The sequence below is a fragment of the Undibacterium umbellatum genome (genome assembly GCF_014284125.1).
In the GTDB taxonomy this organism is placed as follows: Bacteria; Pseudomonadota; Gammaproteobacteria; order Burkholderiales; family Burkholderiaceae_D; genus Undibacterium; species Undibacterium umbellatum.
In genome coordinates, this window is the sequence record NZ_JACOFX010000018.1 from 34968 (window position 1) to 60142 (window position 25175).

Here is a 25175-nt window from a genome sequence, read left to right on the forward strand (position 1 = left end):
AGCAGCTTGGTCACTCGCCTGACTAACAGGCGGTCAGCTTCAAGCGCCTGTCCCGCTATTGATGATCTCATGCATACTGCGCAAATCTGGGAGCAAAACTCTCCAACTCTACCGCAGCCGCATTGGTAATAAAAGAAACCGTGTGATAACTACCCGTCAGGCTGATGATTTCAAGTATCTGGGCAGAATTATAGTGATGCGTCAGTGCCATCCATAAAGCGTCGCTGATACCCGAGCTATCATGCAATTCATCCACTGCCTTCAGCAGTAATACTTCTCTTGCTGACAATGCACTCAGATCAGGATCCGGATTCAGTGTGACAGCGATCTCCGCCCTGGTCAGTCTGGCCTTTTCTGCAAACAGAGCGACATGCACACCCCATTCATATTCAGAGCCGCAGCGGGCACAAGTGCGCAAGATGATCAGTTCACGCTCTCTTAATTCTATTGATCCCTTATCCAGTAAATTACCGGCAAACATGCGCTGCAATACCCTTTTGTTATGGGCCTGGGTGCGAAATAATTTCAATGGTGCCATCCCGGGTGGCATGATGCGCAGGAAGGCCTCCGCAACTTCAGCATCATAAGGCGGTTCTAATGGAGCAATTCTGGTCATTGACATCTGGTTCTCCTGAAAAAAAGCGTGTTCATGCAGGCAGGCCCCAGCCTTGCATTGGTCATGTTCACGCAATGGTACAATTAACTACCCGCTACATTATTAGTAGCATATCGCTACATTTAACGTAGCGCAAGGAGAAAATATGACGACACCAAAACCAAGGCAGCCTGTCCGAGGATCGCAGAGCGGCCGACCCATCATGGCGTTACTGGATTTGCTGGGCAGGCGCTGGGCGCTGCGCATGATCTGGGAATTGCGCGGCGATCCCCTGAGTTTCAGGGAATTGCGCGAGCGTTGTGATGCAATGTCACCCACGGTGTTGAACCAGCGTCTGCGCGAATTACGCGAGACACACATCATAGAAATGGCGGCAACTGGTTACAGCCTCAGTCCTTCAGGGCAAAACCTGGTACAAGCCATGCTGCCCTTGCTGGCGTGGTCAGAGGAGTGGCAGCAGATGCTGGATGTACATGTAGAAGAAAAAGAATAAGAAAGCCCGCAAAATTTACTTCATTCCCCTTAATACCTCTTCCACCCAGCTCATCAACTTGCTGTCATCTGCCATATTCCCTGAATAGGGAAAGCCAGGAACAAAAGGCTCCCTGGCGGCCTCGGCCACCATGTAATAGGCTGCGGGGATGTAAATATAACCGCGCTCACTGGGCAACTTGAAACGGTCAATTTCGCCGTACGGTGAATAGCCCAGGGTGCTTTCGCCCAGGACGACATTGCCAGGAATAGCCTTGATTTGCTGTAGGAAGTTCATGCATGAACTAAAGCAGTTACGGTCTATCACTGCAGCAATACGCGGGCCTGCGGGCTTGGGCGGGAGTGCCGCAAGCAGGGCCTGCGGACTTTGCTTTTCATCGCCACTGATGAGAGCGGTATTCTTACCAGCGGCCAGTGCCGCTTCCAGCTTGGGAATCATGGCATCAAACATAGGCTTGCTGGCCGCAAAGTTAGGGTCGGCCGCATATGTTTTGGCCCAGGCGATACTCTCCTTGCTGGCGACCATAAACTTGGCATGTCCGCCCATTTCTGTCAGTTGATCGCTATAATTTTCGCCAAACAAGGCTGTCAGTGCACGCGTGCCCCAATTTGAATCGCCACCGCCATTTCCACGCAAGTCAAAGATGATCCATTTATCCTGCTTTAATTTTTCCAGGCGGGCGTACACTTTTTCAAATGCCTTGCCTTCATCCGTGACACCAAAGCTGGGCATGCCTACCCAATACATGCTCTTGCCCAAGGCGTAAACACCAACATCCCTGGCAACGGCGACATAGGTTTTTCGTACTTCAAGAATATGCTTTTCACTGATGTTGCCGCTGTCTTGCAGCGCATGCATGGGGAGAGGGAATTCTTGGGTGCGGCCATCGGCCAGTTTGAATACACAGCGCTTCGGAGCGATTCCGAGGCCACGTTCAAACATCATGCTGCGGGCAGCCTCGCTCATGCTGGTCGAGTACTCTGGCGCATGACTCTGGTAAGGCATGACCCTGGTCTGCAAATAAGTACCAAGCCAGACACCATCACAACTTTGCACAGCAGCGCCTTGCTCTGGTAGCGGATTGGGCCATTTTTTTTCGGACCAGATCACCCGGAACTGACCATTGACCCTGTCTATCACCAGGCCAGTCCAGCCTGAGCGCTTGAGTTGCAAATTGATGCCAGTATGCGGATCACCAAAGCCATAGATGAAACGGCTGATGGTGCGCAAATAGTCTTGCTCATCGCGTGCCACTGCGGCTTCGGCCAATGCCACTGGCAAACCATTTTTTAGTGGCTCGGTGACATGCAAATGCCCGGCCACTGCGCCTATATGCTTGCCAGCCAGGGTTTGAGCGGCGAATTCCACATCTTGCCGGGTAATCGCTGGCCATTCAGGTGGCGCGGCCTGGGCATTGCCCAGCATTAGGATGGATAAAACAAAAATGGCTCGCTGTTTTTGATTCATGATCTATTGTCTCTGTATTTTATATTCAAGTACGCGCACGTCGTCCTGAGGATGCGACAAACCACCAGTTTAGCCCAAGATGATTTACACTAGTGGCTCTGACAGCCTATGAAAAAAATATATGTTTTTCGTTTTTGCAAGCACCTTTTTATTTCCCTCATGCTGAAATCCATACTCTGCGCCACACTATTCTCCACCCAGATATTGACAGCGCATGCTGCCGTTAACCCTGGCACGCCAGCCAAACCGGATGCAGCGGCGATTGCGTTCAAGGAGGGCAATTTTGCGCTGGCTTTTCAGGACTGGACTCAACGCGCCGAAAAAGGGGAAGCAGCAGCACAACACAATCTGGGCAATCTGTATTTAAGTGGCAAAGGTCCAGAAAAAGATGAAGCCAAAGCCATGGCATGGTTTCAAAAGGCCGCCGATGCCGGGTATGCACGTGCACAGTTCAATCTGGCAGAAGGCTATCGCCTGGGTGTGGGTGTAGAAAAAGATATAGCTCAAGCAATTGTCTGGTATAAAAAAGCAGCAGAGCAAGGTTTGGCCAGCGCCCAGGTGACTCTGGGCATTTGCCATGAACTGGGCCTGGGCATGCCCAAGGACATGGTGGCAGCCAATACTTTGTACAGGGCAGCCGCCGACCAGCATGATGCCGAAGCCCAGTTCCGCCTGGCCCGCATCTTTGCCCTGGGTCTGGGCACCGAAGTCAATCAGCGCGTTGCCAATATCTATGCAAGCCAGGCAGCCAATCAGGGCCATGCCCAGGCGCAAACTTACCTGGCAACCCAATACCTGACCGGCAACGCCGTGCCACGCGATGTCAACCTGGCCATCCACCTGCTGGCACAAGCTGCCCGCCAGGGACATGCGCGTGCCTTTGCCTGGCTGGGTCATATCTATAGTGAAGGCAATGGTATAGCTGCTGACCTGCCACGCGCCTATCTGTACTTCAGCATCGCCGACAAACTCGATACAGAAAAAGAAATGCAGGACATGCCCAACAAACAAAAGCTGGGCCTGGCCTTTCGCCTGAAAACCGAAGACATACAACAGGCCATCACACTGGCCGGCGAATGGCAAGTTGGCAGCTTGCCACCAAAACTGGTGCTGCCTCCCTTAAAAACCAGCAAGACCAAACCAGAAATCTACCAGGGCCAAGTTTATTACCTGAAAGATTAGACTGAGAACCTGCTTACGATCTTACAGCGCGATCGATCGGGGCTCATGCGCTGCTAAAAATACTCATTTACTAGAGTACATTCCGCTTTTGCGCTGCGCTTATGTTGCCCTGAATGCTGCCCTGACCCCGCTGACACTCGCTACAGATCCTAAACAGGTTCTGAGAAGCAGCCAGGCGTTTACTCTGCTACATCTTCAATAAAAAACAGGGTTTCTACCGTCACCTGCAAGGCCAGTGCCAGTTTCAAGGCCAGCAAGGTGGATGGCACCATATGCCCCATCTCTATTGCATTGATGGATTTGCGCGTGATGCCGGTCAACTCTGCCAGATCAGCCTGGGTCAGGTTGTGGATGGCACGCTGCACTTTCATGGTGGTTCTGAGTTGTTCTGCCATGATTTGCTTCAGCGGTCCAGATACAAGAGGCTGATGCACACCGCCAGCAAGCTCAATGCTGCCGTCATGATGGCCATGAAGATATGGTCACTGCTCATCGGCCACAAATGCACAGTCACTGCCAATACTGGCTGCAACAGTATCGCGACGATCAGGCCGTTTTGTGAAGCACGCATGGCACTGGCCTTGAACAGCTCATCTTCACGGACAGCCTTGCGGGCCGGGCTGGAGAACGGGATTCTGGCGGCGCGGCGCATTGCCCCCATGCTGGCAAAACCGGCAAACATCAACACCAGAAACATGCTCAAAAAATGCCGCCGGATAAACTGTGCGGCGGTACTTTCTTCAAATCCTAATGCCCACACGGCACAAATACAAAAAAACACACAGTACACCACGCCCATCCAATTACGGTGACGGTCGTAACGGACTATCAGTTCCAGATCATCCAGGGCTTTGCTCTGCTTCATCTTGTCTCTCCTTAGAATAATAGTTGGCGCACTAGTTACATGATTTGGCGGCAGCCTGGATGCGATTCCATCCTTGCATGTTTGAATTATATAACATATCAATCCCATAAAGAAACCTATAAGTTACATTAAATAACCTATGCGTATCTAATTAACTCTTATCCTGTCCATATGCAAAGCTACTCCCAGGTGCAGATTTAAAACTGTCGCAAGCAAGAACTTGCCTTCCATTTCACTTTTCTGATGGTATATTCATGATCCTTATTTTTTTGCAATGACCACTTAAAGAGTGCACTCCATGCCGAGCAACACAAACTCACTACACACGTATTTCAAGGGCACTCGCCAGACTCTGCGCACGGGTATCCTTCTCTGCCTGCTGTTTGCCGCCACCGTAGTACAGGCACAAGACCTGACACCAGTCACCGGCATCAACGACGGTCCCTATGCTGTCTACCAATCACCTGCGCAAGCCGATAAAAGCGGCCTGGATGTCAGTTGGATATGCAATGACAAATTGCAAAAGCAAAGCTATGCCAGTGCCGCCAGCATCAGCCTGCCTGCACCTTGCGGCTATCCCCAGGCCTTGACGATACGCCCGGCCGAAACTGCCTTCCCTGCCACCATCAAATTCAAGGCCGACAAAGTTGCTGCCATCAGCGATATCCATGGCCAGTTTGACCTCATGCTCAAGCTCTTGCAGGGCAATGGCATCATCAACCAGGACTGGCAATGGACATTTGGCACAGGCCACCTAGTCATCGCTGGCGATGTACTCGATCGCGGCCCCAAAGTCACTGAAACCCTGTGGCTGTTATATGCACTCGAAGCCCAAGCCAAGGCCGCCGGTGGAGCCGTACATCTGCTGTTAGGCAATCATGAAACCATCGTCATGGCTGGCGATGTGCGTTACCTGAATAAAAAATATGCCGCTGTCGCCCAGCACCTCAATACCAGCTATCAGCAAATGTTCGATACTAGCAGCGTGCTGGGACGCTGGTTGCGCAGCAAACCAGTGATCATCCAGGTCAACGACATGCTCTTCATGCATGGTGGACTGCACCCCGACTACCAAAACCTCAACATGAGTCTGCAACAAGTCAATGAAAAATATCGCCAGACGCTGGGCCTGAGCAAGGCGCAAATCAAAACGGACGATGTACTCAACTGGCTCTACGGCAGCATAGGCCCAATATGGTATCGCGGTTACTTCACTGCCCCACAACTGCCTGGTGACGACCTCAACAAAGTCCTGCAACAACTCAAGGTCGACCGTATCGTCGTTGGTCACACCACCATGAATGGCGTGTATTCCCACTACCAGGGCAAAGTCATTTCCATAGACTCCGGCATCAAGGGCGGCGTCAAAGGTGAAATGCTGTTCTGGGACAAGGGTCAGCTTAGCAAGGCTGGTGCAGACGGGCAAAAAGTGACGGTACCGGATGCGCCAGAAAAACGTAAGGACGCTGGTGACTAAATGTCATCTGGTCAAAAGCTGAGCATAGGCAAGAATTTATCATGCTGATTGAAAAATTCAAGAAAATCGTCCCCGCCACAGAACATGGCAAACTCATGCAATGGTGGGATGCACTCGGGGGCGCTTTGCAAAATGAGATCACCAGCTTTTACAAACAGGGTGATGCTGTGAGCACGGCTGTTCATAACATCAATACTGAGCTGGCGGCAAGGGAAGAAAGGCAGATGCGAGCACAAGACCTCGCCTGCCTGGACGCTTACGAATTCCCAAACCAGGATTATTACGAAAACCTGATCGGCAACGAAATCTATCTATGCCTGCGCGGCCCCACTTTCCACATTTGCAAAGCCCACCCCGACCTGCGCTTACGGTTATTGCTCGGCATACTTCCCAAAAACTTTAGCTGCTATCTAGGTAAAAATGATTGTGCGATGACAGAAAACCTGCATCGCGACACTGGCGGCTTTTGGACTTTGAAAGGTAGCTGAAGCGGCACGGCTTCGCTATACTATTTTTGCTTTTAGAGAGCATCTGGCAAGTGTCCCAACTCATTCCCATCACCCCACCAACACCCTCTTCACCACCGCACAAATCTCATCCACATCCGCCGCCATCAAACCCACATGTAAAGGCAGGGTGACGGTCTCGCGGGCAATGCGCTCTGCATTGGGGAACATGCCTTCGGTATAGCCAAAACTCTTACCCACTGTAGTCAGGTGGCAGGCTTCGTAGGAGACACCCGTGCCTATGCCAGCATCGTGCAAAGCAGCGCGGAAGCTGTTGCGGGTGTGACCAAAATTTTCATACGGGATGAGCACGCAAAACATATTCCAGGTCTGGTCCGGCTGGCCTTGTGGTGGCAGCACGATGCCGGGGATGGCCGGGAAGCTGGTGAAATAATGCTCAGCCAATACCTGGCGCTGTGCCATGAAATCGTCGAACTGCGTCAACTGGTGCAGGCCGATGACAGCGGATACGTCTGACATATTGAACTTACCACTGGCTTCTACTACGTCACGAGTCTGGTCTGGCAATTTGGCGATGCCGTGGAAGCGCAAGACCTCTACCCGTTGCGCTTCTGCTTCATCATTAAGGACTATGGCACCACCTTCTATGGTGGTCATGTTTTTATTGGGATGGAAGCTGAAAGTAGCAATGTCACCGAATGCCCCCACAGGCTTACCTTGCCATTTCGAACCTTGCACCAATGCGGCATCCTCTATCACGCGCAACTGATATTTCTTTGCCAGCGCATACAGGGCGTCCATGTCACCCAGGGCTCCAGGGAAATGGGTGGGCATGATGGCCTTCGTCCTGGGTGTGATGGCAGCTTCAACCTGGTCCAGGGCTATGGCACGGGTGACCAGGTCACAGTCAACGAACACAGGTTTGGCGCCACATTTGACGATCATGTTCATGGCCGAGAAAAAGCTTTGTGCGGAAGTGATGACTTCATCACCCGCGCCGATATTGCACAAGGCCAGTGCGACTTCCATTGCACCTGTAGCCGAGGTCAGCAGCCTGGTGGGGCGATTGCCAAAGGTTTGTGATAGTGCTTGTTCCAGCTCATTCACTTTGGGGCCGGTGGTGATCCAGTTGGACCGCAATACATCGGCCACCGCCTGTATGCTGGCTTCCGATAATTGTGGTTGGGCAAATTTGCGATAAGCAGATGAGGTCATGGCAAGATAGGTACAAAGAAGAGAGTGCTTATTGTAGCTGATGATTTTTTACAGCCCAGAGTTTTGATCATCGTTTTGCAGACTATGCTGCCGTCTGCATTTCACACTCAATGTTCTGGTCTGGCCCATTTTTTTTCGATAACTGCATACACACCATTTGCCTTGATCAGGCGCAAGCCCTGGTCCAGGGCGTTGGCATAGCGGCTTGATTCTGGCCGGCGTTTTGAAAAACTGACATACAGGCTATCTTCGACCAGGATGCCGACTTGCTGGATTTTCCCCTTGAATTCTTCCGGATGTATGCTGTTCAGATAGTCTGCAATGCGGGTATAAATCAGGGAGTAATCCGAACGGCCAAGCAAGAGTTTGCGGAGATTGGATAAGTCACTGGGTGCCGGTTCACGGACGATGCGTGTGTCGCTCTCAAATGCGGTGCCATAGGTGTAACCATGCGTGACGCCGATGACGTATTTGTGCAATTCCTGGACATTGATTTTACTGACCCTGGTTTGCGGACTGTCAGTTCTGGCATAGATACCGACGCTGGCCTTGAAGATGGGTTCTTTGTGAAAGATAAAATCAGGCTCCAGCTTGGCATCTTTAAGGCTGTCAAAGCAACCCAGTTCTTGTCCGCTTTGCACTAGCATCAGGCAGCGTGAATAAGGCGTGGCGATGAACTTGACATCAATTTTCACAGCAGCATAGGCAGCCCTGATGACATCCACGGCAAAGCCCCGGTTTTGCCCATCCTTGACAGCAGAATACGGATACCAGCTATCTTCGCCAACAAGAGTGATAGTCTCGGCATGGCTGACAACATAGCAAAGGCTAACCAGGCAATACACCAAGGCCTTGGTAAATCTGAGCCGGAAATTTTTTATGCTTGCTACGCGCATTCTGATTTGGATGATGACGAGACCACTTGAGAGAGTGTGCCATACATTTCCTGCGGAAATGTAAATTTAGGTCTCACCAGGAACTGTAATACCAGTCAAGCTATGCATGTTGATATACGGATATATTCGTTTTCATATAAATATATTCTTGATATTTTCTAGTCTTCGTTCATTCAAGAGAAGACCTATGCAGCATACAACTTATCCACGCAAGCCTGCACTAAAACCCATAGCCGCTTGCCTTTTGGCGATTTTTTATAGCCAGACTTTTAGCAGTAATGCCTTGGCCCAAACGGCAGAAAGCAAAGCAGAAAGCAAGCCTGATTCGGTGCTCATCACTGGCTCCCGCATACCTCGTGCCAGCCTGGAAGGGCCTGCTGCGGTCACCATCATCACCGCAGAAGAAATTACCAAACAAGGCTACAAGAGTGTCTTTGATGCGCTCAATAATGCGGTACAAAACTCCGGCTTTACCCAGGGCGAAGATTTTGGCAATACCTTTACGCCGTCTGCAAATACCATCAGCCTGCGTGGTCTGGGGCCTAACCATACCTTGATACTGCTGGACGGCAGGCGCATGGCCGATTTCCCCATCGCTTATACGGGTACCATCAATTTTACCAACCTGGCGAATATTCCTTCGAATATCGTTGAGCGTATAGAAATTCTGAATGGCGGAGCATCCGCAATTTACGGATCGGACGCAATTGCTGGCGTGGTCAACATCATCCTGAAAAAACAAAGCCAGGGTTATAACCTGAATGTCAAAGTGGGGGATACTGACCGTGGCGGTGGCAGCAACAAACGTGTACAGTTTTCTGGCACGGCCAACACGGATCAAGTGCGCAGTCTGTTCAGCATCGAATACAGTGAACGCGAACCGCTACGCTCGACCCAGCGCGACTTCATGGCGACACGCACTACTCCCAGCACTACGCTTTCCCGCAAGGATGTCAAGAGTGGCCGCTTTCTGGACCTGGGCGATACCTGTAGCCAGCAAAGTGATTTCTTTGAAGGCTCACAAATCAACTATAAAACCAGTAAGGGTAGCTATTGCGCCAGCCCTCGCCTGAGTCCCATGCACTGGACTGTGCAAACCAAGAACCAGAGCCTGAATTTATTCAATAGCAGCAACCTGGACCTGAATGCCGACACCACCTTGTTTGCCGACATTTTATTTGGCAAGAACAAGACCGAAAATGACACCCGTTCACCAAGCTGGGTATCTTCCTCGACCAATCAAAGCTATTTCTGGAACCGGAATAGCAATGCCTATGAAGCCTGGAGTAAAGTGTTTGCGCCAGAGGAAATCAATGGCGTCAACCGCTTTAACCGCCAGTGGGATGACCAGTCAGTTGGCATCAATCTGGGTGTGAAAGGCGTGATACCTGGCACACAATGGAATTATGAAGCCGCATACAGTGCATCGGCTTACCACAGTGAAAACGTCGCCCCACGTACACTGGCGAATATAGATCAGTTTTTCCTGGGACCTAAACTTGGACTGGACAAAGCAGGTATTGCTATCTATGCGCCAGACCAGCAGCGCCTGACACAAAGGCTGACGCCAGCAGAGTTTAACCAGATCACAGGTGCATCGCGCAGTGCTGACAGCTCACGCACGCAAACCCTGAGCCTGGCCGTGAATACAGAACTCTGGAAACTGCCAGCAGGCACGGTCAAGACAGCCGGTATCGCCGAGATAGGCCGCCAGAGTTTTGATAACGAAGTTGACCCCAGGGTTAATCAGGGCTATTTCAATACTGTCACCAAATCAGATGATGTGCATGGTTCGCGCCGGCGTTATGCGCTGGGTGCAGAAGTGTATGTACCTATCTTGAAAGAAGTCACGGCCAGCCTGGCGGGTCGCTATGACAATTATCATTTTGCCGGACGCAAGGATGGCAAGCTGACCTATAACGGCGGTCTGGAAATCCGCCCCCTGCCAGAGATGCTGCTGCGTACCAGCTATGCCACCAGCTTTCGCGCGCCTGACATGAATTACATCTTCAAGGCGCGTGGTACAGGCTATTACTCAAGTTCCACCGACTATTACCGCTGCAAGACTGAGGGCAAGGAACTCAAGGATTGCGATTATGCGAATTACTCGCCAGGTGCCAATTATGTGCAGTTTGGCAGCCCTGACCTGAAATCAGAAAAAGGCAAGTCCTTTGGCCTGGGCGTGGTCTGGTCACCCAACAACCAGTTTGATGTCTCGCTTGATTACTGGAATATCAAGATCAGCGACATGGTGGTCAACCTCAGTTCTGACCAGTTGTTGCGTGACGAAGCTGACTGCCGCACTGGCAAACTCGATATCAATTCCAGCCAGTGTGCCGATACCATCAACCGTATCAAACGCTATCCAAAAGATGCGCTGAGCCGTGCTGGCGAGATACAAGAGATCTGGGTCAATCCCATCAATGCGGCGTATGAAGCTACCAGCGGTATCGACATCAGCGGCAAGTATCAATTAAAAACCAATGCTTATGGCAGCTTCATTATCAAGGCCAACTACAGCAAAGTGCTGAGCAAAAAGTCCAAGCAGTTTGACAATGATGCGCTGTATGACGACCTGGCCGATCTTGGCAATAGCGACTGGCGCGACAAACTCATCACCAGCGTCAACTGGAACAAGGGGGACTGGTCGAACACGCTGACAGTGACACGCTATGGCAAGATCCCCAATGGCTCTGGCAAATATTACCTGTCGCCTACCGGCCTTGCCAACTGGAGTACGGTGTATCAGGCGAATAAAAACCTGAGCGTTTCTGTCATCATCAACAATGTATTCAACAAGATCAAGTATGACTACAGCGGCGGCTGGCCCAACTACCCGGTTGGCTCCTTCAGCCCAACTGGCCGCCAGGGCTGGCTGGAAGTGAATTACAAGTTTGGTGCTTGATGATTTAGTTTTATTGGCGCCCTCTCCTATTGGAGAGGGCCAATGGCAGGCAGAGCATCATGTTAATCAATGCTCTACTTATCGCTCTGCTCCTCCAGAGCCTGCATCTTCCCATTCAAACCAATGTGGTTTCTGTCGCACTTTTTATTTGAACTCGCGAAACATAGTCGAATGCCAATTTCAACTGAATCGCGGTGAAAAACATTCAGACAGTTTTCGCAACTTCAGCGCTGGACATTTTTACACTTTCAATGGTATAAAAATAAGAAACGCCGAATACTTGCGGGAGATGGGTTCATATTCTCACAAAGCACCTATGGCGCGTTGAAATATCTTTTAGTCAACGCGCCCTAGTTGATGTGCCTGTAAATATGGATTAATTGTGATGAGGAAGATGTGAAGAAGGTGTTTTATGTTGACACCCATTTATGGCATTGCCTGACACGAATTAAAGCAGACTATTACGATTTAATACTAAATGTTAACGGCAAAAATTGAATCCGGACCAAGAAGAAAAGTGCTGAGATGGACAGCGTCTTTAATGACTATTCTTTTACAAACACAAATGGGAAGCCTCACGATGGCAGCAGAAGATGATGTTTTGAAATTTCAATCACATGACCTCAATCTCCAGATCTATAGCGCTGGTGATTTTCGACTTCTGTATGCTGGTTCCCCACATGAAATCGCAATAGGGAGAACAGCCAGGGAAAAAACAGCGGAAGATGAAAAACGCTACCCTGGGTTTACTTCCGGCGACTATCAAGCCTTTGCCGGGCCGGTGGAAATGGAATGGCGCTCAAAAGATGGGACTCTTTTTAAGCACACCCTTGATCTGAACAGCATTTTCAACGATAAAAAAATACTTCATGATGAAAATCCTGCAGACATCTACAAACCCATGCCGATCTTTGGTCGCCAGCCCACGATCATTATTGAGGTGAACGACCGGACTGTGAATGTGTATATGTTTACCAGCATACAACTGATTCCAAAAGACCCTAATGCAGCGCGCCGCAACAGGCGTGACCACCGTGTGTTGGCCTATTCCCAAACATTTTGACAAACTAAATTATGGCAGTGATAGCAGGTAATGACGGTGTGGACGTCAAAGTAGCGACATCAGAGCATCTCGCCAGTTACTCCAAGGCACAAGCTCAGTTAGATGCATTTAAAGTGCCCAATCTGTATGACTCTAATGACCCCAACGCCCGTGTTTTCATTGCACTTTTTGATGGTACCGGCAATGATGCTATTAATGCCCCTGCGCATATTACGAACGTAGGTATACTCAAGAAACAGTTAGAAGACATCAATAGTCAAAATCCAAACATCCGAGGCGCGTACAAAGAAGGGCCGGGGACGCAAGACGGAGCGATGGGAACACTTGATGGCGCACTAGGCGTCACATACAATGCCCGTATTGAAACCATGTATGAAAAGTTTCTATTGCAGTCAGAAAGCTGGCTCCAAGAAAACCCGAATGCCAAGATCAGTGTCGTTTCCGTAGGGTTTAGCCGCGGTGCTGAACAGGCTGCCGGTTTTTCCCGTATAGTCGCTGAACGTGGCGTTCAGGATATTCAATCCCAAATTGTACAGGCTCCGCACGATGGATCTGATCAGACATCAATCTCATACACGGCCTCCCCACTGGTCATAGGAGATACCATACCACAGGCGCTGGGTTTATTTGATCCTGTTGCTACTGGTATACCCTCGCTGAATGACAGAAGGCCGCCACCTACCGTGATTACTGGCTTTCAGATCAGTGCTGCGGATGAACGCTGGATGCAATTTCCGGCAACCAATTATGTGAATGAGGGTCTGTCAGCAGATGGCAGGTTTTTGAGGGTGATGACGGCCGGCGCTCACAGTGATATTGGTGGTGGCTATGAAAAAAATGGTCTTCCTTACCGCAACTTCAACATGATGTCGCAGTTTTTGAATGGCGCATTGGGCGACAATCTCATCAAGAAACTGGATATTCCTGCCGACCCTGCCATGAGCGTGATTCATGACTCATCACAACATAAAGTGTATTGGGTCAAAATGTCGGAACGTACAGAAAAAACTAGCCTGGATTTCTTCGGCAAAAAAATGGAACCGATGAACCCGACTATGGAACAATACACAAAAAATGCCAAAGCATTGGGGACTCAGGATAATGCCAGTACTGCCTCTGACGATAACAAGCTGGGCAGTAAAGTAGATGCCACACTACCGCCAGCCACAGTACCAACGACCAGGAGTGAGGTCAAGTCAGTAGTAGATAGCGGTTTTCTGACAGTTGCTGACAGTCCTTCCAACCGCATGCTTACGCAGTTAAGGGAACTGCCACGGACGCCAGCACAGGCAAAGCTATAAACAAACATCTTTCCACTGACACGGCCAGGTAATAGCTCATAGCAGACAGCTCAATCCAGAAAATTCACCCGCGCAAACTTGACTTTAAAATCTTCCGGCATTTCCACTACCCTTCCTGCACGATAATCAAAAAACACAAAGCCTGATTTGGCCATGGCAACCAGGGTTTGATCCGCTGGACGGGTAATGCGGAAGGTAATGTCGCCACCGTATTTATTAAAGTCCATGACGCCCACTTCAAACAACAACTGGTCGCGGGCATGGGCTTCTGCCTTGTAGGTGGTGGCCAGGTCAGTAACGATGATACCGCTACCACCAGCAGCCGTCTCGCGTATGCCAAAGTCATACAGGAAGCGCGCCCTGGCTTCGGAAATCATGGAGATCATGGAATCATTGCCCAAGTGATTGGCACCATTGATGTCAGTCACACGCACCGTCAACTGGGTAGAAAAATAGTATTGATCTTCTGGAAAATGCAGTTGCAGGCGAGCCATGATAATGAAAGAAAATGAACGATAAAAGCAGCATTTTACCGTGTTTACGCCAACATTCTGTTTGATCTCGCGCAATTCTACCGGGGCTGGACAATTACATCTGGAAACAAGCCCATGCCTCAGACTATACCTTCGTATAGTGAACAGAAATGTTCGTACATGTTAACTTTATATCCCCGCAGACAAACAAAATGTCGTGACGGTATTACCGGATTATCTTGCGCTATTGCGCAGCAAACATGTATTTGTGAGGAAGACAAAGTGAGCGACAAACCTAAAATGAACCTGGCAGAACGCCGTGCCGTAGCCGATTATAAAGAAAGCACCTTCAGCAAAAAGCTGGAAGATTTGCACAATGCTGCAGGTTTCCCGGTAGAAGTGGAGGTTGACTGGGAAAGCATGGCGGTATCAGGCCAGCAAGATTTTTATGCCCGTGATGACTACTGGACTGATATTTTCTTCAACCCCACAGCCAAGGCCCTGGGTGAAGTCACAGCCGACGCCATGGGCAAGGAAGCCCTGACTGCGGAGCTGAAAGCCATCAAGTTCCACTATGATGAAGCAACTGCACCAGGCATGGCGTTTGAAAATGGCGTGAAATTTGAAGGCGGTGTCCTGACCATCAATTTCAAACCTTTCAGCAATGCTGACTGCGTGGATGACCGCGCAAAGGCCATCAGAACTACTTTGGAAGCAGCACTATAATCCAGATCTGATTCCTGCACCATATTAAAAAGCCTGCAAGAGATTGCAGGCTTTTTTCATCAGTCGAGCACCTTCGCACCCAATGCCACCGAGGCGCTTTGTATCAAGCTGTTCTTGATTTCATAGATGGCAGTCATTTCCATGCGGCCTGTGCCTTCGGGGAAGGTGCGCGTGACCTCTTCATGGTCGATAACAATGTGACCTATCACTTCGCGGCGCAATAACCTGGCATGCAGATTGGGTTCAATAAAACGCGCCGCCATACGCGTACGGATTTCTGCATGGCCACTGGCGAGCAACTTGCCAGGAAATTCAAACTGTTGCGCATCAACGGCATAGGTCTTGAGTATGGCTTCGACATCGCGGGCATTGTAGGCATCGAGCTGGGCTTGTACTACAGCTTCAGGTGTGGGATAGGTAGTGTTGTTCATGATGATCAATTAAGGAAGTGCCAGGCTGGCGGGAGTGGCTTCTGCGCTCAAATCGCCATCCGGTAAATGTGCTGCCACGGCTTCCACCGTAGGTTGGTTCAATAAGGCAGCCAGCACTGCTGCATGCGGTTCTGCCCAGATACCCTTGAAGTCTTGCTCCCCAGGTGTGAGAATGGCAAAAGCCAGTTGCTCTTGCGGTGGGCAAAATTCTGCCTGTACGCCGGGTTTGTTGCCGCGCGCATCCAGCCTGTACCAGCCATGTTCTGGCAAATAGGCCGCGTTCAAGCCATGAAGGCAAAATGCTGCCTCATTACCTATAGTCAAACGTTGATAGCAGAGACCAGCAGGGATGCCATTGGCGCGCAACAAGGCAGCCAGCAAATGGCTTTTGGCATAGCAATAACCTGTGCCATGCGCCAGCACATCAGATGCCTTGCAGGTCACCGGATTCTGGCGGTAATCCCAGCTATGTCTGATCTGGTCACGCACAAAATGAAAACTGCGGCGCACTGTCTCAGTCTCGTCTTCACTTCCTGTGGCCAGGAGTCGTGCCCGCGCCAAAATGGCTGGATGCTGCCAGTCTATATAAGTGCTACTTGCCAAAAATTCTTTCATCTATCTCTTTATGAAATGCATCTGAATTGCTTCAGACTTTATAAGCCATGCCCACCGAGGCAGGTGCCGTATGTTTGAAACCAAATTGTGCATACAAGTCTTGCGCCGGGCCGTCTGCAATCAGGCTGACATAGGCAGATGGCGGTGCATGTTGCTGCAAATACTGCGTGATCTCACGCATGATCATCTTGCCCAGGCCCTTGCCCTGGTGTTCAGGTAGCACTGCGATATCCACCACCTGATAAGCCGTGCCACCATCACCAATAACACGCCCCATGCCGACGACTTGCTCGCCACAGGTAATTTGTACGGCAAACAAGCTTGCGGGCAAGCCAAGTGCTGCGGCCTCTGCCGTCTTGGCACTTAAGCCTGAGGCCAGACGCAAGTGGCAATAAGTAGCCACATCAGGTATGGCGACGACAGCCTGGTAGTTACATTCAGTCTGGGTTGTAGTCATTTTTTCTTCCATGATCGGCAGAGAAGCTGATCTTCCAAGAAGTGTGCATTGCCAAACCGCCGCAAGCCACTACGCTTCGACAAAATTTAGCTCAATGCCATTGCCTTCAGGATCGTTAAAAAATATCTGGTGCTGGGTCGCAAACCCGGCAGATACTTCCACTGTAGCGTGACGATAGGGAATGTTATCACCAGCCAATATGGCCAGCATGGCTGGCAAATCTGAGCATGCGAAAGCGACATGATCAAAGCCAGTTTTCAATATTGTCTGGCGCGTTTCACCGGGGCGGTTTTCTGACAAGTGCAAGACATCGCGGCCACCTGCATACAGCCAAAAGCCAAAGCTTTTCAGCGGACGCGGCCCCTCGGTCAGACCGACATAGCGTATATAAAAATCCCTGAGTTTTGCCAGAGTGGCGCGATCACCGCGCAGATTGTAATGGCCAAGAGCGATTGCAGGCATGGTTTTTTGCTTTCTACAGTCGGGTTTTCTAATAGGACTTAGGCAAAATTGTCCCAGCAAGGCTATCGCTTCAGGAAACCTCCCTTGCCAGGGAGGCTCGTTACGTCGGCAGGCAACATGTTACCTGAAACCCCGACTACACCGTAGCGACGAAGACAGTACTTTAGTACCGAATTTTACTAACTACCGGAGCTGCAACGCAGCTGGGGCGGTTTTGCGTAAGTCCTATCATTTAAGCCAGCCGCGACGGCGGAAGTACCAAAAAGGCGTCACCGCAGAGCCCAGCATCAGCGCCAGCGCAAACGGATAACCTAGTTGCCAGTCCAGTTCTGGGAACCAGCCCTTGAAGTTCATGCCATAGATACTGGCGATCAGGGTAGGTGGCAAGAAGGCCACGCTGGCGACCGAGAAAATCTTGATGATCTTATTCTGGTTAATGTTGATGAAACCGACGGTGGCATCCATCAGGAAGTTGATCTTGTCGAACAAGAATGAAGTATGACCATCAAGTGATTCTATATCGCGCAGAATCTGGCGTGCTTCTTCAAACTGGTCAGCATTCAACAATCGGCCGCGCATCAAAAAGCTGACGGCACGGCGGGTGTCCATCATATTGCGGCGTATGCGGCCATTCAAATCTTCTTCTACTGCAATCGAGTTCAGGGCTGCGGCAGCATCCTGATCGCTGAAGTTTTTTTGCAGCACGCTGCGGCTGACATCTTCCAGGTTTTGATAGATGCCTTCGAGTGCGTCGGCAGAATACTCGGCATCGGTTGCATACAGGTCCAGCAGTACATCCTTGTAATCAGCAATCGAACCAGGACGCGAACGCGCGCGCATACGCACCAGGCGGAACACCGGCAAATCGATAGTATGGACAGAGAATAAAATATCACGCGCCAGGATAAAGGCCACAGTCACCGTGCGGGCCGGTTCATCGTCATCGTCGATCAGAAAATCGGTGCGCAGATGCAGGTCACCATTATCGGCTTCGTAATAACGCGCCGATGCTTCAATATCCTTGACCTCGTCTTCCCCCGGCAGGGTCACGCCATAGATACTCTTTACCCATTCGCGTTCTTCTTCATTGGGGTCAGTCAGGTCGACCCAGATAGGCAGGGTATTTTCCAGATCAGCGCGGTTTTCCACGTTGATCTGGCTCAGGCGGCCATTGTGTAAGACGAAGACATTAATCATAGGCGAATTCCGGGAAAGCAAAGTCTTTGGTTTGGCTGGATTGTAAACCTGTTTTACGCCTGTGGGCGGGGTAGGTGGGTATTTTATTTGGGGTTTTTGCAGCAACAGACATGCCTATTGACTGTTACTTTCCATGAACAATCCTTATTTACTGCGACAAACTGCTGCAATGCATGTCCTGAAAAAAATGACCAAAGAGTCCAAGATGCAAAATTATCATCTTAAGGCCATTGCCATCATGTTCAACATACCTGGATTCTGACAGGCAGCCCGTTTTTATAGGCAAGCGTGACAAGCCTGACAAGCTGGGGCATGCTGCCCCAGCCAGTCCGACTTTATTGTCACTGACGTTTCAGAGTCGCTGACAATTCCACCAGTCGCAAGAATTCGGCGCGGTGGCCATAGCGGTCATTGCCACGGGCGTCGCGGGCAATAACCAGGGCATCGCTAGCATTAAAGTTACCTATCAACGTACTGCCACGTAACCATTGCGCCCAGCCGGCAACGGCGGTGGCAAAGCGAAAGTCACTGTCAACTTTATCCAGTGCTGGCAAACTGGCAGGCTGCTTGACGGCAAAGGCGATCAGCTTGCTGGTGCTGCTGCCCGGATCCTTATACCTGACCTTGATCCAGGCCAATTCGTCAGCATTTGCAGCAGGTGTAGCTGCTGGTTTGCCCTTCTTTTGATAGCGCAAGGCGTCAACCTTGCCTGTCACACCTTTTGGTATCACTTCATACAAGGCGGTGACGGCGTGACCGGCACCGACATCACCAGCGTCCACCTTGTCGTCATTGAATTGCTCGCGAGTCAGTGCACGTAATTCATAGCCAATGAGACGGTATTCATTGACATTGGCTGGATTGAATTCCACCTGCAATTTCACATCCTGGGCGATCACCGCCAGGGTGGAGGTAAATTCATTGACCAGCACCTTGTGCGCTTCTTGCAGGGTATCAAGATAGTGGTAGCTGCCATCACCAATATCGGCCAGTTGCTTCATCAGGGCTTCATTGTAATTGCTGTCACCCACACCCAGGGTGCTGAATCCCGTGCCTGATTGGCGCTCGGTTTCAACCAGGGTTTTCAATTGCTTGGGATCAGTCACGCCGACATTCAAATCACCATCGGTAGCCAGCAAGACGCGGTTGATGCCGCCCTTGATATGGGCTTCACGCGCCTGCGCATAAGCCAGACGTATACCAGCCTCGCCTGCGGTGCTGCCAGATGCCACCAGCATCTCGATGGCATTATTGATTTTTTCTTTTTCATTACCCGCCGTGGCAGGCAAAACCACGTTGGTGCCGCTTGCATAGGTGACCAGGCTGACGCGGTCTACTGCGCGCATCTGGGCCACCAGCAATTTCAATGCAGACTTCACCAGGGGCAAGCGGTCTGTGGGCGACATGGAACCGGATACATCCACCAAAAAAACCAGGTTAGCTGCTGGCAAACTTTCCTTGGCAAGATCCTTGCCTTTGATGGCAATACGCAAAAGGCCATGCTCATGCTTCCACGGTGCGGCTGCCAGTTGTGCATGGATGCTGAAAGGCTGGGAATCGCCTGCTTTGGGGCCGGCATAGTCATAGCCGAAATAATTCACCATCTCTTCAGCACGCACTGCATCCCGTGGCGGCAACTGACCACGATTGATGAAGCGGCGCACATTGGCATAGCTGCCCGTATCGACATCGGCGCTGAAAGTAGACAAGGGTTCTTCAGCCACGCGCTTCCAGGGATTGTCAGCAAATTCCTGGTATTTGGCGGTATTGGCAGGCTGCGGCGGGATATAGGCTTGTGCACCAGGGGCCAGCATCTTCAGCGCCGGCGACGCATGCATCTCTGGCCTTGGCGATATAGGTGACACAGGTGATGGCGGAGGAGCTGGAGCAACGGCAACAGGTGTCCGTCTTTCTGCTGCGCCTTGCTCCGGGATATGCGTACAGGCCAGCAATACTGACGAAGCAAGCAGCGCTGCCAGTGGGGTAAAGAATGGCGCAAATCGTGGAGCAGAAGTTGGCTGCAAGCAGCCTGTTGAAGGCGTTTTCAATTAGGGCATCCTTTTCAGTTTATGTCTGGCATCCCTGCTTAACGGCTGGACAGCCTGTAGCGTTGACTTCAATATAACAAAAAAGCCTGGCCGAGACGGTAAACACTTTGCGCGTAGCTCGGTCTATTGTCGCTGGGTCTATCGTGACAGCATGAAGCAAGAGTCAGACGCCGATATCAATACTCCCTAATCAGTCCACATGGTTTCCACCAATGTTTCAACTTCCACTGTACGTCCGAGTTTATCAGCGGCAATCTTCCATTCTGCGGGTGCCGGGCTAAGTTCTATAGACTGGGCACCACCATTGATGCCAACCTTAAGTGCAAACAATACCAAACCACTGTAACTGGGCGGTTTGACGCTGCTGACTGCATTTTTCAAGATGTTTTGCGTGCGCGGAGAAATACCGGATCGGAAATCCAGCCAGGCTGTCGATTTGCTACCAGGTTTGATTCCCACCACCACAAAACCACCTGCCACTTCCATACTGGGCACAGGCTCTATGCTGGCAGCCAGGGCTTGCTCTAATTCCTTAATATAGCTGGCCAGTGTTCCTACGTCTGGCACCCTTTTCGTCAATACTGCTTCAGGCTGCAAAAGCACGACATTAAAGGTACGAAAATTACCTTTGGCAAAAACGCTAGAGGTAAAAGCAGACAGCAAAACGATGAGCAAGGTTTTAGTTACAACGGTACTGAATTTCATGATGGAAAGCGTCAGGGTGACAAGAGAGCCCAGCATAGCATAAGACCATGCCAGCATCAGAGTGGGCATGGAATTTACCAGAGTCTTCAGTATCGAAAAAAGCGGTATGCAACATGACGCACAGCCCTGCCCTGGCGAAGGTCAGCACCTCTTTAAGTAAGCGGTGTTAACATGCCCATTGCGTGAAGATATCTTGTTGCTGTGTCATGCTATGCCCTTTTGCATGGTAAATACTGAAGCGCTTGTTTCCATGAATTAAGCATGGGCTGAAGTTATAATCTTCAGAAGTTCGCAAACGCCTACCAACAGTCAAGAATACTCTTCCCTGACCATTTCATGACCAGGCAGTCACCTATTTTTCTGATGAACATACCATGACTACCAGCCTGTTCCCGCAAATTACTTCCCAGTTATCCAGCAATGAACGTCTGCTATGGTCAGGTCAACCACGCCAAGGCTTCATGCTCCAGGCAACGGATTTGTTCATGATACCGTTCAGTCTGATGTGGGGAGGCTTTGCCCTGTTTTGGGAATATACCGTCATCACTTCGAATGCCCCACTACTCTTTTGGCTATGGGGCATTCCCTTCGTGCTGATCGGTTTATACATGATCATAGGCCGGTTCTTTTTTGAAGCTCTGCAACGTGCCAAAACCTTTTATGCAGTGACCGACGAACGTGTACTCATCGTATCCGGCATATTCACTTCAAGCATTACCTCACTTAACCTGCATAGCCTGGGAGAACTTAGTCTGACTGAGGGAAAGAATGGAGAAGGCAGTGTCATCTTTGGCCATAACCCGTTAGCGAACCTGTTAGCAGGTTTCTCTGGATTGGCTGGCACGCTGAATTCAAAAATGACGCAGTTTCGATCGATAGCAGGGGCGAAGCAGGTGTTTGACTTGATACACCAGACCAAGAGAATGTCTTGAAGTGAAAAAATTACTTCGTCGCTCTATCAATCGCCCGGTTCATGGCCTTTAGGCGCAGGTCATCATCAGCAACACTGGAAGCTGGGGCGCCTTTGCCCATTGCCTGTTCCATGATTTTTTTCTTCATTTCTTCATTCGTCATGGATGCTGGGTTTGCACTGCCCGCAGCATTGGCAGCATCATCTTTGGCAACGGCAGTTTTTGGCGGCTCCATGCCTTTGGAATCGTTGAGCTTGATTTTTTTGGTGGTGGGATTGGTATCCAGGCACAGGGTATCTGAATACACGGTCTTGCCATCGATTGTGCAGCGGCGTACACCTTCGCTAATGGTGGCTGCCTGGCGCATACCCGGTCTTTCGCTGCTACCAGTTGGCAGGCCCGTGCTGCCCTGGACGTCATTGCGGATGACGGCGGCAGCCTTGCCAAAACGTGCCCTCAGGTCTTGCATGGGCAAGTGACCGTTACGCATGTAATACAGGAAGGTCATGCCCAGCGCAGCCACCAGCATGGAAATGATGGATACCATGATCAGGCTGATTCCGGTTTGTTTGTTTAGCTTCATGGCAATTCTGAATTATTCATGCGTTGCAGGATCACTTCGCTACGTCTTTGCAAATAGCCTGATCCAGGATTCTTATAAAAGTAGCGCGGCTTGGGTAACATCACGGCCAGTCTGGCCGCCTGTGAGGGTCCGAGATTGGCAGCGCTGGTACGATAATAGTGCTGTGCTGCAGCTTCGGCACCGAACACACCGACACCCCATTCTACGACATTCAAGTAGATTTCCAGGATACGTTGTTTATCCATGCATTTTTCCAGCATGTAGGTGATGATAAGTTCTTCACCCTTGCGGAAGTAACTTCGGTCAGACGAAAGAAACAGGTTCTTGGCCAGCTGCTGGGTAATGGTGGAGCCGCCAGAAACGACCTTGCCTTTTTTCTGGTTTTTCTCGTAGGCATTTTGCATGGCTTCCCAATCGACACCCTCATGATCGACAAAGCTGTCGTCTTCTGAAGCAATAACGGCGCGCTTCAGATGATTGGAAATACGGTTATATGGCACCCATTTATGCTTGAGTTGAAAGTTTGGTTTCTTGTCTTGCAAAACATCCAGCTGCTGACGCATGAAGCTGGTGGATGTGGGGTTATGATCTATCCACCACCATATATGCGCCAGATAATAGACTTGTAAAAGGGTGAACAACAGCAGGGGCACGAGCACCAGCCACAACAGAAGACGGCCAAATAATTTCATGCCTGGTTCGCCTGCAAAGTGGCACGCATCTCCGCCAGCACTTGTGCCGATGGCGGGCGTACACCGCGCCACAGGGCGAAGGCTTCTGCCGCCTGTTCGACCAGCATACCCAGGCCATCACGGCATTGCGCACCGTGGCTGGCGGCCAGTCGCAAAAATGCAGTGGGTGCTGCGGCATACATCATGTCGTAGGCCAGCGTATCTTTACCGAATACTGTCGCTGCCAGAGGTGGCACATCGTCATTAATGCTGGCCGAGGTGGCATTGATGATGATATCAAACGGTTGTTGCAAATCTTCAAAACGACAGGCCAGAAGTTCGCAACCCTCGCTCAGGCTCTTTACCTGATCCTTTAAATCCTGCGCTTTGGCAAGCGTACGGTTGGCGATAGTCAGCGAGGCAGGTTGCTCTTGCAATAGCGGCAGCAAGGCACCACGGGCGGCACCGCCTGCGCCGAGCAAGAGCAGGCGTTTTCCTCGCAGGCTGATCCCGGCATTGCGCACGATATCGGCCACCAGGCCTATGCCGTCAGTGTTATCACCGTAGACGCGGCCCTGCTCAAACTTGAGGGTGTTGACGGCACCCGCAATTTTGGCGCGCTCACTTAATTCAGTGGCAAGTGCAAAGGCTTCCAGCTTGAAAGGAAGGGTGACATTGCCCCCCCTGCCACCTTTAGCGATGAAGTCATGGACAGTGCTGGCAAAACCGTCCAGTGGTGCCAGCAGGCGTTGATAATCCAGTTGCTGGCCCGTCAGTTCAGCAAAGCGGGCATGGATGGCGGGTGACTTGCTATGCGCAATCGGATTACCTATGACGACATACTGGTCTGGTTTCAATTTGGTCCCTTGCGCAATTCAGTTTCCAACTGCTGTTCACGGGTGAATTTAAAGCGGGCAAACATGATGAACACTTCATTGCTGTTTGGCCCCAGACTGGCTTTCGGATAATGCCCAAACGGCCCGGAACGGCGGACAATACGCAGTGCAGCAGCATCAAGTGCCTTGTCACCTGACGACACTTCGATGCGCGGTCCGCCTTCTTTTTCATAGATGGTTCCATCCTGGTAAATAGGAATGGAAACAAACATTTCGCCATACAGTTTTTTGCCATCCTTTTGCGGGAAATTCAGCGTACCGGTATCTTCTATGCGCTTTTGCACAGCCTTGTAATAGATCGCATGATCGAGGCGTTTGGTACTGGGCGTGATATAGGTTTTGCGCGGACGCTTGTTCTGGTCTTCTATGGTTTGCGAAATTTCTGCTGCCATGCGCGCCAGAGCTTTGGTGGTATCCACGCTATCCTCACCGGTAGATGGCCTGGGTTTTTCGTCAGTATTTTTCTTTTCCTGTTTTTGCTGACGGAAGTCGTCTTTGAGCTTGGCCTGATCCATCAATTGTTTTTGCTGCTCTTCCAGCTCGGCAATTTTACGGGTATTGGTTTGCAGCGCATCGCCATCTTCACTGCGCTTCATATCCGGCAAAGGTGATTTGCTGCGGCCACTGTCATGTGCACCGCCCCCATCCAGGTCAGCCTGGGCCAGCGCCTCGGCATTCACCGGGCGTTTGGCATGCTTGGAGTTAACCAGAATGATTTCGAGATCAGCATCACGAGGCTTGTTGTCCACTGTTTTTGGCATAACAAAATGCACCAGCAAGGCCAGTGCATGCAAGACCAGCGAGGCCGTGATGGCGACAGTGAAAATCAGTTTTTCATAGTTGGCTCTTTCTGTCCGCACTTCAATAGATGCAAGTTTGCCTGAGCTATTTTTAGCGCTACTGCTCTTTGCCGTCACTGCAGCAGCTGTTGCTGTTGTGACGGAGGTAGTGGACACAGCATCGCCTGCCTTGGCGAGCTGGCCTTGCTCGCCAGGCAGTTTTTCTTGTTTGACCTGTTTTTCAGGCCTGGGTTTTTTATTCTGACTTTTCATT

At 50.7% G+C, this 25175-nt stretch carries 27 protein-coding genes; 9 read left to right on the forward strand and 18 right to left on the reverse strand.

Annotated features, from left to right (window positions below; translation table 11 throughout):
- Positions 1–67: 67 nt before the first annotated feature.
- Complete coding sequence (locus tag H8L47_RS23970; RefSeq protein WP_186956176.1) at positions 68–622, reverse strand: carboxymuconolactone decarboxylase family protein; 555 nt, start codon at positions 620–622, stop codon at positions 68–70.
- 139 nt (positions 623–761) lie between these two features.
- Here H8L47_RS23970 and H8L47_RS23975 point away from each other — a divergent pair, with 139 nt between their 5' ends.
- Positions 762–1109: a winged helix-turn-helix transcriptional regulator gene (locus tag H8L47_RS23975; protein ID WP_186956177.1), complete on the forward strand. Its 348-nt coding sequence runs from the start codon at positions 762–764 to the stop codon at positions 1107–1109.
- A 15-nt stretch (positions 1110–1124) separates the two neighbouring features.
- On the opposite strand, the gene H8L47_RS23980 is transcribed toward H8L47_RS23975, so the two are convergent.
- Positions 1125–2576, reverse strand: coding sequence for a S41 family peptidase (locus H8L47_RS23980; RefSeq protein ID WP_186956179.1), 1452 nt, complete (start codon positions 2574–2576; stop codon positions 1125–1127).
- Between the two features lie 159 nt (positions 2577–2735).
- Between H8L47_RS23980 and H8L47_RS23985 the strand changes: the two genes are divergently transcribed.
- On the forward strand, positions 2736–3758 hold the full coding sequence (locus H8L47_RS23985) for a tetratricopeptide repeat protein (protein ID WP_186956181.1): 1023 nt from the start codon (positions 2736–2738) through the stop codon (positions 3756–3758).
- A gap of 179 nt (positions 3759–3937) precedes the next feature.
- Here H8L47_RS23985 and H8L47_RS23990 read toward each other — a convergent pair whose 3' ends face one another.
- The gene (locus H8L47_RS23990; RefSeq protein WP_230413895.1) at positions 3938–4153 is read right to left on the reverse strand and encodes a helix-turn-helix transcriptional regulator; all 216 of its coding nucleotides are present in this window, start codon (positions 4151–4153) and stop codon (positions 3938–3940) included.
- 8 nt (positions 4154–4161) lie between these two features.
- Complete coding sequence (locus H8L47_RS23995) at positions 4162–4623, reverse strand: hypothetical protein (protein WP_186956183.1); 462 nt, start codon at positions 4621–4623, stop codon at positions 4162–4164.
- Positions 4624–4921: 298 nt separating this feature from the next.
- Here H8L47_RS23995 and H8L47_RS24000 point away from each other — a divergent pair, with 298 nt between their 5' ends.
- Complete coding sequence (locus H8L47_RS24000) at positions 4922–6100, forward strand: metallophosphoesterase (RefSeq protein ID WP_186956185.1); 1179 nt, start codon at positions 4922–4924, stop codon at positions 6098–6100.
- 41 nt (positions 6101–6141) lie between these two features.
- Positions 6142–6588: a hypothetical protein gene (locus tag H8L47_RS24005; RefSeq protein ID WP_186956186.1), complete on the forward strand. Its 447-nt coding sequence runs from the start codon at positions 6142–6144 to the stop codon at positions 6586–6588.
- Between the two features lie 69 nt (positions 6589–6657).
- On the opposite strand, the gene H8L47_RS24010 is transcribed toward H8L47_RS24005, so the two are convergent.
- Complete coding sequence (locus tag H8L47_RS24010; protein ID WP_186956187.1) at positions 6658–7782, reverse strand: DegT/DnrJ/EryC1/StrS family aminotransferase; 1125 nt, start codon at positions 7780–7782, stop codon at positions 6658–6660.
- Positions 7783–7889: 107 nt separating this feature from the next.
- Complete coding sequence (locus tag H8L47_RS24015) at positions 7890–8678, reverse strand: substrate-binding periplasmic protein (RefSeq protein ID WP_186956188.1); 789 nt, start codon at positions 8676–8678, stop codon at positions 7890–7892.
- 187 nt (positions 8679–8865) lie between these two features.
- On the opposite strand from H8L47_RS24015, the gene H8L47_RS24020 reads away from it, so the two are divergent.
- The 3 genes from H8L47_RS24020 to H8L47_RS24030 all read left to right on the forward strand — a co-directional run bounded on the left by H8L47_RS24020 (position 8866) and on the right by H8L47_RS24030 (position 13947).
- Positions 8866–11583: a TonB-dependent receptor plug domain-containing protein gene (locus tag H8L47_RS24020; protein ID WP_186956190.1), complete on the forward strand. Its 2718-nt coding sequence runs from the start codon at positions 8866–8868 to the stop codon at positions 11581–11583.
- 580 nt (positions 11584–12163) lie between these two features.
- Positions 12164–12646 (forward strand): hypothetical protein, encoded by a 483-nt coding sequence (locus H8L47_RS24025; RefSeq protein ID WP_222616668.1) that lies wholly within the window; start codon positions 12164–12166, stop codon positions 12644–12646.
- Positions 12647–12657: 11 nt separating this feature from the next.
- Positions 12658–13947, forward strand: coding sequence for a phospholipase effector Tle1 domain-containing protein (locus H8L47_RS24030; RefSeq protein ID WP_186956193.1), 1290 nt, complete (start codon positions 12658–12660; stop codon positions 13945–13947).
- Between the two features lie 50 nt (positions 13948–13997).
- Here the strand turns inward: H8L47_RS24030 and H8L47_RS24035 are convergent, their stop codons facing one another.
- Positions 13998–14441 carry a thioesterase family protein gene (locus H8L47_RS24035; protein ID WP_186956194.1) on the reverse strand — a complete coding sequence of 148 codons (444 nt, stop codon included), beginning with the start codon at positions 14439–14441 and terminating at the stop codon, positions 13998–14000.
- Between the two features lie 261 nt (positions 14442–14702).
- Here H8L47_RS24035 and H8L47_RS24040 point away from each other — a divergent pair, with 261 nt between their 5' ends.
- Complete coding sequence (locus tag H8L47_RS24040) at positions 14703–15146, forward strand: hypothetical protein (RefSeq protein ID WP_186956195.1); 444 nt, start codon at positions 14703–14705, stop codon at positions 15144–15146.
- A 59-nt stretch (positions 15147–15205) separates the two neighbouring features.
- Here the strand turns inward: H8L47_RS24040 and H8L47_RS24045 are convergent, their stop codons facing one another.
- The 7 genes from H8L47_RS24045 to H8L47_RS24075 all read right to left on the reverse strand — a co-directional run bounded on the left by H8L47_RS24045 (position 15206) and on the right by H8L47_RS24075 (position 21130).
- Positions 15206–15577 carry a nuclear transport factor 2 family protein gene (locus H8L47_RS24045; RefSeq protein ID WP_186956196.1) on the reverse strand — a complete coding sequence of 124 codons (372 nt, stop codon included), beginning with the start codon at positions 15575–15577 and terminating at the stop codon, positions 15206–15208.
- Between the two features lie 9 nt (positions 15578–15586).
- The gene (locus H8L47_RS24050; RefSeq protein ID WP_186956198.1) at positions 15587–16192 is read right to left on the reverse strand and encodes a transglutaminase-like domain-containing protein; all 606 of its coding nucleotides are present in this window, start codon (positions 16190–16192) and stop codon (positions 15587–15589) included.
- Between the two features lie 31 nt (positions 16193–16223).
- Positions 16224–16649: a GNAT family N-acetyltransferase gene (locus H8L47_RS24055; RefSeq protein ID WP_186956199.1), complete on the reverse strand. Its 426-nt coding sequence runs from the start codon at positions 16647–16649 to the stop codon at positions 16224–16226.
- A 69-nt stretch (positions 16650–16718) separates the two neighbouring features.
- On the reverse strand, positions 16719–17111 hold the full coding sequence (locus H8L47_RS24060; RefSeq protein WP_186956200.1) for a VOC family protein: 393 nt from the start codon (positions 17109–17111) through the stop codon (positions 16719–16721).
- Positions 17112–17339: 228 nt separating this feature from the next.
- On the reverse strand, positions 17340–18308 hold the full coding sequence (corA, locus tag H8L47_RS24065; protein ID WP_186956201.1) for a magnesium/cobalt transporter CorA: 969 nt from the start codon (positions 18306–18308) through the stop codon (positions 17340–17342).
- A 341-nt stretch (positions 18309–18649) separates the two neighbouring features.
- Complete coding sequence (locus tag H8L47_RS24070; RefSeq protein WP_230413896.1) at positions 18650–20356, reverse strand: vWA domain-containing protein; 1707 nt, start codon at positions 20354–20356, stop codon at positions 18650–18652.
- Positions 20357–20542: 186 nt separating this feature from the next.
- On the reverse strand, positions 20543–21130 hold the full coding sequence (locus H8L47_RS24075) for a hypothetical protein (protein WP_186956203.1): 588 nt from the start codon (positions 21128–21130) through the stop codon (positions 20543–20545).
- A gap of 305 nt (positions 21131–21435) precedes the next feature.
- Between H8L47_RS24075 and H8L47_RS24080 the strand changes: the two genes are divergently transcribed.
- Positions 21436–21993 (forward strand): hypothetical protein, encoded by a 558-nt coding sequence (locus H8L47_RS24080; RefSeq protein ID WP_186956205.1) that lies wholly within the window; start codon positions 21436–21438, stop codon positions 21991–21993.
- Positions 21994–22003: 10 nt separating this feature from the next.
- Here the strand turns inward: H8L47_RS24080 and H8L47_RS24085 are convergent, their stop codons facing one another.
- Genes H8L47_RS24085 through H8L47_RS24100 form a run of 4 tightly spaced genes read right to left on the reverse strand, consistent with a single transcriptional unit; the run spans position 22004 to position 25174 of the window.
- Positions 22004–22555, reverse strand: coding sequence for a hypothetical protein (locus tag H8L47_RS24085; protein ID WP_186956206.1), 552 nt, complete (start codon positions 22553–22555; stop codon positions 22004–22006).
- Positions 22552–23247: a monofunctional biosynthetic peptidoglycan transglycosylase gene (gene mtgA, locus H8L47_RS24090; protein WP_186956207.1), complete on the reverse strand. Its 696-nt coding sequence runs from the start codon at positions 23245–23247 to the stop codon at positions 22552–22554. Before mtgA ends, H8L47_RS24085 begins: the two co-directional genes overlap by 4 nt.
- Positions 23244–24083, reverse strand: a complete 840-nt coding sequence (gene aroE / locus H8L47_RS24095) for a shikimate dehydrogenase (protein WP_186956209.1) — start codon at positions 24081–24083, stop codon at positions 23244–23246. The genes mtgA and aroE overlap by 4 nt, the downstream gene beginning before the upstream one ends.
- Positions 24080–25174, reverse strand: a complete 1095-nt coding sequence (locus H8L47_RS24100) for a TonB C-terminal domain-containing protein (RefSeq protein ID WP_329605492.1) — start codon at positions 25172–25174, stop codon at positions 24080–24082. Before H8L47_RS24100 ends, aroE begins: the two co-directional genes overlap by 4 nt.
- Position 25175 lies beyond the last annotated feature (1 nt).

Excerpts from the sequence above, each read along its gene's own strand:
- corA (WP_186956201.1), bottom strand. The coding sequence starts at position 18,308 with ATGATTAATGTCTTCGTCTTACACAATGGCCGCCTGAGCCAGATCAAC.
- H8L47_RS24035 (WP_186956194.1), bottom strand. The coding sequence starts at position 14,441 with ATGGCTCGCCTGCAACTGCATTTTCCAGAAGATCAATACTATTTTTCT.
- H8L47_RS24020 (WP_186956190.1), top strand. The coding sequence starts at position 8,866 with ATGCAGCATACAACTTATCCACGCAAGCCTGCACTAAAACCCATAGCC.
- H8L47_RS24060 (WP_186956200.1), bottom strand. The coding sequence starts at position 17,111 with ATGCCTGCAATCGCTCTTGGCCATTACAATCTGCGCGGTGATCGCGCC.
- H8L47_RS24030 (WP_186956193.1), top strand. The coding sequence starts at position 12,658 with ATGGCAGTGATAGCAGGTAATGACGGTGTGGACGTCAAAGTAGCGACA.
- H8L47_RS23970 (WP_186956176.1), bottom strand. The coding sequence starts at position 622 with ATGTCAATGACCAGAATTGCTCCATTAGAACCGCCTTATGATGCTGAA.
- H8L47_RS24085 (WP_186956206.1), bottom strand. The coding sequence starts at position 22,555 with ATGAAGCTAAACAAACAAACCGGAATCAGCCTGATCATGGTATCCATC.
- H8L47_RS24025 (WP_222616668.1), top strand. The coding sequence starts at position 12,164 with ATGGCAGCAGAAGATGATGTTTTGAAATTTCAATCACATGACCTCAAT.
- H8L47_RS23980 (WP_186956179.1), bottom strand. The coding sequence starts at position 2,576 with ATGAATCAAAAACAGCGAGCCATTTTTGTTTTATCCATCCTAATGCTG.
- H8L47_RS24100 (WP_329605492.1), bottom strand. The coding sequence starts at position 25,174 with ATGAAAAGTCAGAATAAAAAACCCAGGCCTGAAAAACAGGTCAAACAA.
- H8L47_RS24080 (WP_186956205.1), top strand. The coding sequence starts at position 21,436 with ATGACTACCAGCCTGTTCCCGCAAATTACTTCCCAGTTATCCAGCAAT.
- H8L47_RS24015 (WP_186956188.1), bottom strand. The coding sequence starts at position 8,678 with ATGCGCGTAGCAAGCATAAAAAATTTCCGGCTCAGATTTACCAAGGCC.
- H8L47_RS24050 (WP_186956198.1), bottom strand. The coding sequence starts at position 16,192 with ATGAAAGAATTTTTGGCAAGTAGCACTTATATAGACTGGCAGCATCCA.
- H8L47_RS24075 (WP_186956203.1), bottom strand. The coding sequence starts at position 21,130 with ATGCCCACTCTGATGCTGGCATGGTCTTATGCTATGCTGGGCTCTCTT.
- H8L47_RS24005 (WP_186956186.1), top strand. The coding sequence starts at position 6,142 with ATGCTGATTGAAAAATTCAAGAAAATCGTCCCCGCCACAGAACATGGC.
- H8L47_RS24010 (WP_186956187.1), bottom strand. The coding sequence starts at position 7,782 with ATGACCTCATCTGCTTATCGCAAATTTGCCCAACCACAATTATCGGAA.
- H8L47_RS23990 (WP_230413895.1), bottom strand. The coding sequence starts at position 4,153 with ATGGCAGAACAACTCAGAACCACCATGAAAGTGCAGCGTGCCATCCAC.
- H8L47_RS23985 (WP_186956181.1), top strand. The coding sequence starts at position 2,736 with ATGCTGAAATCCATACTCTGCGCCACACTATTCTCCACCCAGATATTG.
- H8L47_RS24045 (WP_186956196.1), bottom strand. The coding sequence starts at position 15,577 with ATGAACAACACTACCTATCCCACACCTGAAGCTGTAGTACAAGCCCAG.
- H8L47_RS23975 (WP_186956177.1), top strand. The coding sequence starts at position 762 with ATGACGACACCAAAACCAAGGCAGCCTGTCCGAGGATCGCAGAGCGGC.
- mtgA (WP_186956207.1), bottom strand. The coding sequence starts at position 23,247 with ATGAAATTATTTGGCCGTCTTCTGTTGTGGCTGGTGCTCGTGCCCCTG.
- H8L47_RS24000 (WP_186956185.1), top strand. The coding sequence starts at position 4,922 with ATGCCGAGCAACACAAACTCACTACACACGTATTTCAAGGGCACTCGC.
- H8L47_RS24055 (WP_186956199.1), bottom strand. The coding sequence starts at position 16,649 with ATGACTACAACCCAGACTGAATGTAACTACCAGGCTGTCGTCGCCATA.
- H8L47_RS23995 (WP_186956183.1), bottom strand. The coding sequence starts at position 4,623 with ATGAAGCAGAGCAAAGCCCTGGATGATCTGGAACTGATAGTCCGTTAC.